This is a genomic window from Enterobacter sp. CM29, from assembly GCF_013179605.1.
Classification (GTDB): Bacteria; Pseudomonadota; Gammaproteobacteria; order Enterobacterales; family Enterobacteriaceae; genus Enterobacter; species Enterobacter intestinihominis.
The window spans coordinates 1-8,960 of the sequence record NZ_JABMCU010000187.1 but is presented as its reverse complement, the minus strand read 5'-3'; the positions used below and the strand labels follow the sequence as shown (position 1 = coordinate 8,960).

General features: G+C 58.1%; 11 protein-coding genes and 1 other annotated feature. Of the genes, 2 read left to right on the top strand and 9 right to left on the bottom strand.

The genetic code is table 11. The features are described from left to right. Nucleotides 1-81: 81 nt before the first annotated feature. From hisIE to hisL, 9 genes are all read right to left on the bottom strand, one after another. Nucleotides 82-693, bottom strand: a complete 612-nt coding sequence (gene hisIE, locus HP459_RS18730) for a bifunctional phosphoribosyl-AMP cyclohydrolase/phosphoribosyl-ATP diphosphatase HisIE (protein WP_023306558.1) — start codon at nt 691-693, stop codon at nt 82-84. Continuing rightward, on the bottom strand, nt 687-1,463 hold the full coding sequence (gene hisF, locus HP459_RS18725) for an imidazole glycerol phosphate synthase subunit HisF (protein WP_171936630.1): 777 nt from the start codon (nt 1,461-1,463) through the stop codon (nt 687-689). The genes hisIE and hisF overlap by 7 nt, the downstream gene beginning before the upstream one ends. Then, nucleotides 1,445-2,182, bottom strand: coding sequence for a 1-(5-phosphoribosyl)-5-[(5-phosphoribosylamino)methylideneamino]imidazole-4-carboxamide isomerase (gene hisA / locus HP459_RS18720; protein ID WP_045308616.1), 738 nt, complete (start codon nt 2,180-2,182; stop codon nt 1,445-1,447). The genes hisF and hisA overlap by 19 nt, the downstream gene beginning before the upstream one ends. Continuing rightward, on the bottom strand, nt 2,182-2,772 hold the full coding sequence (gene hisH, locus HP459_RS18715) for an imidazole glycerol phosphate synthase subunit HisH (protein ID WP_003859485.1): 591 nt from the start codon (nt 2,770-2,772) through the stop codon (nt 2,182-2,184). Before hisH ends, hisA begins: the two co-directional genes overlap by 1 nt. Further along, nucleotides 2,772-3,839: a bifunctional histidinol-phosphatase/imidazoleglycerol-phosphate dehydratase HisB gene (gene hisB / locus HP459_RS18710; protein ID WP_171936629.1), complete on the bottom strand. Its 1,068-nt coding sequence runs from the start codon at nt 3,837-3,839 to the stop codon at nt 2,772-2,774. The genes hisH and hisB overlap by 1 nt, the downstream gene beginning before the upstream one ends. Next, nucleotides 3,836-4,897, bottom strand: a complete 1,062-nt coding sequence (gene hisC / locus HP459_RS18705; protein ID WP_171936628.1) for a histidinol-phosphate transaminase — start codon at nt 4,895-4,897, stop codon at nt 3,836-3,838. The genes hisB and hisC overlap by 4 nt, the downstream gene beginning before the upstream one ends. After that, entirely contained in the window at nt 4,894-6,198 is a 1,305-nt protein-coding gene (gene hisD, locus HP459_RS18700) for a histidinol dehydrogenase (protein WP_171936627.1), read from the bottom strand. The genes hisC and hisD overlap by 4 nt, the downstream gene beginning before the upstream one ends. A 5-nt stretch (nt 6,199-6,203) precedes the next feature. Further along, complete coding sequence (gene hisG / locus HP459_RS18695) at nt 6,204-7,103, bottom strand: ATP phosphoribosyltransferase (protein ID WP_000886595.1); 900 nt, start codon at nt 7,101-7,103, stop codon at nt 6,204-6,206. Between the two features lie 45 nt (nt 7,104-7,148). Then, nucleotides 7,149-7,272: a sequence feature (His leader region), on the bottom strand. After that, nucleotides 7,248-7,298: a his operon leader peptide gene (gene hisL, locus HP459_RS18690; protein WP_099516347.1), complete on the bottom strand. Its 51-nt coding sequence runs from the start codon at nt 7,296-7,298 to the stop codon at nt 7,248-7,250. It overlaps the preceding feature by 25 nt. 172 nt (nt 7,299-7,470) lie before the next feature. Between hisL and HP459_RS18685 the strand changes: the two genes are divergently transcribed. Continuing rightward, nucleotides 7,471-8,295: an SDR family oxidoreductase gene (locus HP459_RS18685; protein WP_023300524.1), complete on the top strand. Its 825-nt coding sequence runs from the start codon at nt 7,471-7,473 to the stop codon at nt 8,293-8,295. A gap of 41 nt (nt 8,296-8,336) precedes the next feature. Continuing rightward, nucleotides 8,337-8,960, top strand: a 624-nt coding sequence (locus tag HP459_RS18680; RefSeq protein ID WP_171936626.1) for a LysR substrate-binding domain-containing protein, incomplete at its 3' end; no start/stop codon positions are given.

Sequence of the window (8,960 nt, the reverse complement as noted above, 5' to 3'; positions counted from 1 at the left end):
CTTGGCCGTAACGCGCTGAGAAACTACAAACCAAGAGCCTGATTTACAGACAAAAAAAGACCGGGTTTCCCCGGTCTTTTTTTATTTATGCCGTTTCCGCAGATTCTCAATCACCGTCGTTAAATCCAGCTCCTGATCCTGAAGCAGAACTAGCAGGTGATACATCAAATCAGACGCTTCGTTCGTCAGCTCCTCCCGATCATGCACGGTAGCCGCCAGCGCCGTTTCAACGCCTTCCTCACCCACTTTCTGCGCAATCCGTTTGGTGCCGCTGGCGTACAGCTTAGCCGTGTATGAGCTCTCAGGATCCGCTGATTTACGCTCTGCCAGCAGCTGTTCCAGCTGATAGAGGAACAGCCACTGATGGCTCGCCTCGCCGAAGCAGCTACTGGTGCCTTTGTGGCAGGTCGGCCCAATCGGGTTGACCAGCACCAGCAGAGTGTCGTTGTCGCAGTCTGGCGTAATGCTTACCACGTTCAGGAAGTGACCCGAGGTTTCCCCTTTCGTCCACAGACGCTGCTTGGTGCGCGAGAAAAACGTCACCTTGCCGCTGTCGAGCGTTTTTGCCAGTGCCTCCTGGTTCATGTATCCCAGCATCAGCACTTCGCCTGAAACGGCATGCTGTACAACCACCGGCAGTAATCCGTCAGTTTTTTCCCAGTCCAGCTGCGCCTGTTGTTGCTCTGTTAACATACCCTGATCTCCACGCCCTGGTCGGCCAGGTACGTTTTTAACTCACCAATATTGATAATCTGTTTGTGGAACACGGAAGCGGCCAGCGCGCCGTCAACGTTCGCATCGCGGAAGGCTTCAAGGAAGTGTTCCATGGTGCCCGCGCCGCCGGAGGCAATCAGCGGAACCTGGCAGACCGCGCGCACTTTTTTCAGCTGCTCCAGGTCGTAACCGTTACGAACGCCGTCCTGGTTCATCATGTTCAGAACGATTTCACCCGCACCGCGTTTTTGCACTTCCCGCACCCAGTCCAGCGTCTCCCATTGGGTGACGCGCGTGCGGCTTTCGTCGCCGGTGTACTGGTTAACGTGATATTTGCCCGTTGCGGCATCAAACCAGGTGTCGATCCCCACGACAATGCACTGCACGCCAAAGCGATCCGCCAGACGCGTAATCAGCTCCGGACCTGCGAGCGCAGGGGAGTTAATCGAAATTTTGTCCGCACCGAAAGAGAGAATCTTCGCCGCATCGTCAGCAGATTTAATCCCGCCCGCCACGCAGAAGGGAATATCAATCACCTCTGCCACGCGCGCCACCCAGCTTTTGTCCACCACACGGCCATCGCTGGAGGCGGTGATATCGTAAAATACCAGTTCGTCTGCGCCTTCTTCGGCATAGCGTTTTGCCAGCGGAACGATGTCGCCAATGATCTCGTGGTTGCGGAACTGCACGCCTTTTACAACCTGACCATCACGCACGTCCAGGCAGGGAATTATCCGTTTTGCCAGCATTGAATCGCCTCCTTCACTGTAAATTTGCCTTCCAGCAGCGCGCGACCCACGATCACGCCGCGTACACCGGTTCCGCGCAGAGCGGCGATATCCGCCAGGTCGCCGATACCGCCAGAAGACTGGAACGCCACCTGCGGATAACGCGCGCAAACCTCTTCATACAGCGAGACGTTAGAGCCTGCGAGCGTACCATCGCGTGAAATATCCGTGCACAGCACATGCTTTAGCCCTACGGGGAGATACATCTCAACCAGCTCTTCGAGCGTCACGCCGGAGTTTTCCTGCCAGCCGCTGACCGCGACCTGCTTGTTACCCTGTTCGTCAATGCGCACATCCAGCGCCAGCACCAGCGCATCCGCGCCGAAGCGGCGGAACCAGCCCTTGACCGTCTCAGGATCTTTCACAGCGGTCGAACCGACTACCACGCGCGCCACGCCCGCGTCCAGTAAGGCGGCAACATCGGCTTCCGTACGCACGCCGCCGCCCACCTGCACCGGGACGTCCACGCCAGCCACCAGTGTTTTAAGCAGTGGGATCTGGCGCTTCGCCGGATCTTTCGCGCCGGTAAGATCGACCAGGTGCAACACCTCAGCGCCCTCGTCGGCGTAAGCCTGTAATCGCGGCAGCGGATCGTTGCCGTAGTCGCGCTGCTGACCGTAATCGCCCTGGTGGAGACGAACAACCGTGCCGTCAATTAAATCTAAAGCGGGAATTATCATCACATCTCCAGGAAATTTTTCAGCAGCTGCGCGCCGGCGGCGCCGGAGCGTTCCGGGTGAAACTGCACGCCGTAAAAGTTATCTTTCTGCACTGCAGCGGTGAACGCCTCGCCGTAATTGCACTGGGCGATGGTGTAGGTGTTCACGGGCATGGCGTAGCTGTGGACGAAGTAGAAGTACGCGCCGTCTTCGATTCCCTGGAACAGCCTGTTGCCCGCCTTCGGATAAACGCGGTTCCAGCCCATGTGCGGCAGCGGCAGGCCGTGGTCGGTCATTTTCGGCACGTCTTCTTCTATAATGCCCAGCAGATCGACGCCGTTGCTCTCTTCGCTGCGGCGGCCAAGCAGCTGCATGCCGAGGCAAATGCCCAGCACCGGTTGAGTACAGGCTTTGATGAGATCTACCAGCTCGCGCTCGTGGATCTGATCCATCGCCGCCTGGGCGGTGCCTACGCCCGGCAGAAAGAGTTTATCCGCGCGCAGCACCACGTCCGGGTCGCGGCTCACCACCGGCTCGTAGCCGTGGCGCATAATCGCCGACTGTACGGAGTTCAGGTTGGCGCATCCGGTGTCCAGAATCACCACGTTCATTACAGCACTCCTTTCGACGAGGGAAGGGCGTCACCTTCCACGCGGATCGCCTGGCGCAGGGTACGGCCAAATGCTTTGAACAGGCTCTCGACGCGGTGGTGATCGTTTTTGCCTTTGGTTTTCAGGTGCAGCGTCAGGCCCATGGTGTAAGAAAGCGAGCGGAAGAAGTGCTCCACCATCTCGGTGCTGAGGTCGCCCACGCGCTGGTAGGTAAAGTCGGCTTTATATTCCAGGTGCGGACGCCCGGAGATATCCATCGCGCAGCGCGCCAGGCACTCGTCCATTGGCAGAACAAAGCCGAAGCGGTTGATGCCGCGCTTGTCGCCGAGCGCCAGCTTCAGGGCTTCGCCCAGCGCCAGGCCGGTATCTTCCACGGTGTGGTGATCGTCGATATACAGGTCGCCCTTAACGGCGATCTCCATGCGGAAGCCGCCGTGAGTGGCGATTTGATCCAGCATGTGGTCGAAGAAACCGACGCCGGTGTGGATCTTGCTGCCGCCTTCGCGATCGAGCCAGACCTTCACGTCGATCTGTGTCTCTTTGGTGTTGCGTTCAACGTGAGAATAGCGGTCGCGTCTGGTGAGCTGCTCGCTAATCATCGCCCAGTTTAGCGTGTCGCGGTTATAGCGCAGGCCTGCAATGCCCATATTTTCGGCCAGCGTGATGTCCGTGACGCGATCGCCAATCACATAGCTGTTCGCTTTATCCAGCGCCTCTTCCGCCAGATAACGCTCAACAAGCTTCACTTTTGGCTTGCGGCAGTCGCACTCGTCGGCAGGCATGTGCGGGCAGATCAGCACCTCGTCGAAGGCGATGCCCTGCGAGGTCAGCACCTGCATCATCAGGTTGTGCGGGCCGTCAAATTCCGCCTGCGGGAAGCTTTCTGTGCCCAGACCGTCCTGGTTGGTGATCATCACCAGCTTATAGCCTGCTTTCTGAAGCTTCAGCAGCACCGTGATCACGTCGGGTTCAAACGCCAGCTTGTCGAAACGATCGACCTGAAAATCGCTGGGTGGCTCCGAGATGATGGTGCCGTCACGATCGATAAAGAGATACTTCTGACTCATACTTTCTCCGCTTTCAGGGCGTCAATCACGCGCTGGCTCTCCGCGCGGGTGCCGACGGTAATACGCAGGCAGCCGCTCAGGGTAGGTTGTTTATTCTGGTCTCGTAAGATAATGCCCTGATCCCACAACGATTTAAATATCGCGCTTGAGGCGGTGAAGCGCACCAGGATGTAGTTGGTCTCCGAGTCGAACACCTGCTCCACGCACGGAATCGTTTTCAGGGCATCGACTAGATACTGACGCTCCTCCAGGATCAGCGCCACACGCTCGCGCATCGCGCTGATGCCCTGCGGGGCCAGCGCCTGTGCCGCAATATCGGCAACCGGCGTTGAGAGCGGATACGGGGCGATCACTTTCAGCAGCAGGTCGATAACCGCTTTATTTGCCAGCGTAAAACCGCAGCGAAGACCGGCGAGAGCGAAGGCTTTCGACAGGGTACGCAGCACGACGAGATGTGAATACTCTTCAAGCCAGCCTGCCAGCGTCGCCTGCGGGCAGAACTCAATGTAGGCTTCGTCGGCCACAACCAGCGCTTTGCCGCGCGTCATTTCCAGCAGGGAACGGATATCCTGCGGATTGATAATCTGCCCGGTCGGGTTGTTCGGGCTACAGACAAACACCACCTTCACGCCGTCGAGGTTATCGGCGATGCCCTGCAAATCCAGCTGCCAGTTGTCGAGCGCCTGCACGTTGCGGCAGGCCACGCCAAAGGTTTCGGCGCTGACGCTGTACATCCCGTAGGTGGGCTGGCAGTACATCACCGCGTCTTTACCCGGCTCGCAGAAGGCGCGGATCAGCAGCTCAATCCCTTCATCCGCCCCACGGCTGACCAGCACCTGCTCAGGCTTCACGCCTGCATACTGCGCATAGTTCTCGATCACCGCTTTCGGCTGACACTCCGGGTAGCGGTTCAGCGTCTGCTGCGAGAGCTCAAAGGCCACCGCCGTGGGATATTCGTTGGCATTCAGCCAGACGTCGCCGTTCCCGCCCAGACGACGCGCAGACTGATAGGGCGTCAGGCGACGGACATTTTCGCGGGCTAATTCTTCGATGTTCATGCTTGCTCCTTCAGGGCGGCAACGCGCAGCGTCACGGCATTTTTGTGGGCAGTCAGGCGCTCGGCGGCGGCCAGGGTTTCGATGGTCGACGCCAGCGAGGCAAATCCCTCGCGGGAGAGTTCCTGCACGGTCATGCGCTTCTGGAAATCTGCCAGCCCCAGGCTGGAGCAGGTTGAGGTATAGCCATACGTGGGCAGCACGTGGTTGGTGCCGGAGGCGTAATCCCCGGCGGATTCCGGTGACCAGTCCCCGAGGAACACCGAGCCTGCGCTGGTTATGCTGTCGACCAGATCGCGCGCGTTGCGGGTCTGAATGATCAGGTGCTCCGGCCCGTACTGGTTGGAGATGGCGATGCACTGGTCGATATCGCGAGCCACAATCAGTCGGCTGGCCGATAGCGCCTGACGCGCCGTTTCCGCACGCGGCAGGTCGGCCAGCTGACGCTCAACGGCATCGCCCACGCGTTTTGCCATGTCGGCATCTGGCGTCAGTAAAATCACCTGCGAGTCAGGGCCGTGCTCGGCCTGCGAGAGCAGGTCAGAGGCCACGAAATCCGGTGTAGCGCCGCTGTCGGCAATCACCAGCACTTCAGACGGACCGGCAGGCATATCAATCGCCGCGCCGTCCAGACGCTGACTGACCTGGCGCTTCGCTTCGGTAACGTATGCGTTACCCGGGCCAAAGATTTTGTCGACTTTGGGAACAGACTCCGTCCCGAACGCCAGGGCGGAAATCGCCTGCGCGCCGCCCACTTTATAGATCGCCTGCACGCCGCACAGCTTCGCCGCATACAGGATCTCATCGGCGATCGGAGGCGGAGAGCAGAGCACCACCTTCTGACAACCGGCAATACGTGCAGGAGTGGCCAGCATCAGGACGGTCGAAAACAGCGGGGCAGAGCCGCCAGGAATATAGAGGCCAACGGACGCCACCGGGCGCGTCACCTGCTGGCAGCGCACGCCGGGCAGGGTTTCCACATCCACCGCCTGCAATTTCTGCGCGGTGTGGAAGGTATCAATATTTTTCACCGCGACGGCCATCGCCTGTTTGATCTCATCCCCAAGGCGGCTTTCCGCCCCGGCGATCTCCTGTGCGGTGACCTGTAACGCGTCGACCTCAGTTTTATCAAACTTCGCGCTGTACTCACGCAGCGCGTCGTCTCCGCGGGCTTTGACGTTATCGAGGATCTCCGCCACGGTGCGGGTGATGCTCTCCGAGGCGGAAATTGCCGGGCGCATCAGCAGCTCACGCTGTTGCGCGTCGCTACAGGTATTCCAGTCGATGATTGTGTTAAAGCTCATGGTCGTTACTCCATCATCTTCTCAATTGGCAGCACCAGAATAGAACTCGCGCCCAGCGCCTTCAGTTTTTCCATCGTTTCCCAGAACAGGGTTTCGCTGCTGACCATGTGCATCGCCACGCGCTGCTGGTCGCCCGCCAGCGGCAGAATGGTTGGGCGCTCAGCACCTGGCAGCAGGGCAATCACTTCGTCCAGGCGCTCGGTAGGCGCGTGCATCATGATGTATTTGGATTCACGCGCCTGAATCACGCCCTGAATACGGGTCAGCAGCTTGTCGATGAGCTGCTGTTTGGCATCGGCCATCTCGCCGTCGCGCTGGATAAGGCACGCTTTGGAGCGGTAGATCACCTCCACTTCGCGCAGGCCGTTGGCTTCCAGCGTGGCGCCGGTGGAGACGAGGTCACAGATGGCATCGGCCAGGCCCGCGCGTGGCGCCACTTCAACAGAGCCATTCAGCAGACAAGATTTAAACTGCACGCCTTTTTGATCGAGGTAACGCTTCAGCAGGTGAGGGTAAGAGGTGGCGATACGTTTGCCGTTCAGCGCGGCCGGGCCATCCCAGGCTTCATCAACCGGCGTGGCCAGCGACAGGCGGCAGCCGCCGAAGTCCAGACGACGCAGGGTAAAGTAGCGCGGATCTTCGCCCTGCGCGCGGCGGGTTAATAACTCTTCTTCCAGTACGTTTTCGCCGATGATGCCGAGATCAACGACGCCATCCATCACCAGGCCCGGAATATCGTCATCACGTACGCGCAGAATGTCGATCGGCATATTTTCAGCCAGGGCGATCAGGCGCTGGGTGTGCAGGTTGATTTTAATCCCGCAGCGGGCCAGCAGTTCGCGTGAATCATCGCTTAAACGGCCTGATTTTTGAATAGCTATGCGTAAACGTGAGTTATCTAACATTCTGTGTTCCTCGTTAACCTGTTTTAATCTGTCTGAATGCGGTCCAAAAAAAAGCCCCCGGAAGAAGATCTTCCGGGGGCTTTTTCATGCGTTCATGCACCACTGGAAGATCCAAACGTCTTCCAGCACACATCGCCTGAAAGACTAGTCAGGATGATGGTGATGATGGTGGTTTTTAAAAGGAACGCGTGTCATATAAATTCTCGTTGAATGCTTATGCATTTGATGTCTTTTAACCTAAACCAGTTGTACGCCATAAAGCAAGGGCTTTTTTTGATCATTAATTCATTTCATATTGATGGTATGAATTGTGCGTTCCATAAGGCTGGCGTAGCCTTATAACAGGCGTCGTTAAGCGGAGAATGTCATGAAAAAGGTCGCGATTGTCGGATTAGGGTGGTTAGGAATGCCACTGGCGATGTCATTAGCCGCGAAAGGCTGGCAGGTGACAGGGAGTAAGACCACGCGGGACGGGGTTGAGGCGGCGCGCATGTGCGGCATTGATGGTGTCGAGCTGCGTCTCGAACCCGAGCTTATCTGCGATACCGACGAGCTGGATGAACTGATGAATGTGGACGCGCTGGTCATTACCTTACCAGCGCGGCGCAGCGGGCCGGGCGAGACGTTTTACCTGCAGGCGGTGCAGGAGATTGTCGACAGCGCCCTGGCGCACCATATTCCGCGTATCATTTTCACCAGCTCGACCTCCGTCTATGGCGATATCGACGGTACGGCGAAAGAAAACACCGAGCGCCGTCCGGTAACCGCCAGCGGACGGGTACTGAAAGAGCTGGAAGACTGGCTGCACAATCTGCCTGGCACGCAGGTGGATATTTTACGCCTCGCCGGGCTGGTGGGGCCGGGGCGTCATCCGGGACGCTTCTTTGCCGGTAAATCCGCGCCGGATGGTCAGCACGGCGTTAACCTTGTACACCTTGAAGATGTTATCGGTGCGATAGAGCTGCTTTTACAGGCTCCGAAAGGGGGGCACATCTATAATATATGTGCGCCTTCGCATCCGCCACGCAGCACCTTTTATCCGATGATGGCGCGCCAGCTGGGTCTGGCGCCGCCGGTGTTCAGTGAGGCGCAGGGGGAGCGCAAAGGCAAAATTATTGATGGCAATCGTATTTGCCATGAACTGGGATTTGAATATCAGTATCCCGATCCGCTGGTTATGCCCATGGAATAATTGCGCCGGCGGAGGCCATCGCACACCGCAAGGGGGCGAAGATGAAACCGCTGCTGGATGTTCTTGTTATTCTGGATGCGCTGGAAAAAGAGGGGAGCTTTGCCGCCGCCTCGGCGAAGCTCTATAAAACCCCTTCGGCTCTGAGCTACACCGTGCAAAAGCTCGAGAGCGATCTTAATATTCAAATCCTTGACCGCACTGGCCATCGCGCGCGTTTCACCCGTACTGGGCAGATGCTGCTGGAAAAAGGGCGTGACGTGCTGCATACGGTTCGCGAGCTGGAAAAACAGGCCGTCAAACTTCATCAGGGCTGGGAAAATGAGCTGGTGATTGGGGTTGATGATACTTTCCCTTTTTCGCTGCTTACCCCGCTTATTGAGGCGTTCTATCAGCGCCATAGCGTCACGCGGCTGGTTTTTATCAACGGCGTGCTGGGCGGCTCGTGGGACGCCTTAACGCAGGGCAGGGCGGATATCATCGTTGGAGCGCTGCATGAGCCTCCCCAGTTGAGCGAATTTGGTTTTGCGCGGCTCGGCGTTCTGGAGCAGGTTTTTGCCGTTGCGCCTCATCACCCGCTGGCGAATGAACCGGAGCCTGTTTCAAGACGCGTCATTAAAAACTATCGCGCCATTGTGGTTGGAGACAGTTCTCGCCCCGAATGCGGC

Bases quoted from the DNA above. Each gene is read 5' to 3' on its own strand.
- hisA (WP_045308616.1), bottom strand. From the start codon at position 2,182: ATGATAATTCCCGCTTTAGATTTAATTGACGGCACGGTTGTTCGTCTC.
- hisC (WP_171936628.1), bottom strand. From the start codon at position 4,897: ATGAACATCGAAGAATTAGCCCGCGAAAATGTCCGTCGCCTGACGCCC.
- HP459_RS18685 (WP_023300524.1), top strand. From the start codon at position 7,471: ATGAAAAAGGTCGCGATTGTCGGATTAGGGTGGTTAGGAATGCCACTG.
- hisG (WP_000886595.1), bottom strand. From the start codon at position 7,103: ATGTTAGATAACTCACGTTTACGCATAGCTATTCAAAAATCAGGCCGT.
- hisIE (WP_023306558.1), bottom strand. From the start codon at position 693: ATGTTAACAGAGCAACAACAGGCGCAGCTGGACTGGGAAAAAACTGAC.
- hisF (WP_171936630.1), bottom strand. From the start codon at position 1,463: ATGCTGGCAAAACGGATAATTCCCTGCCTGGACGTGCGTGATGGTCAG.
- hisD (WP_171936627.1), bottom strand. From the start codon at position 6,198: ATGAGCTTTAACACAATCATCGACTGGAATACCTGTAGCGACGCGCAA.
- hisB (WP_171936629.1), bottom strand. From the start codon at position 3,839: ATGAGTCAGAAGTATCTCTTTATCGATCGTGACGGCACCATCATCTCG.
- hisH (WP_003859485.1), bottom strand. From the start codon at position 2,772: ATGAACGTGGTGATTCTGGACACCGGATGCGCCAACCTGAACTCCGTA.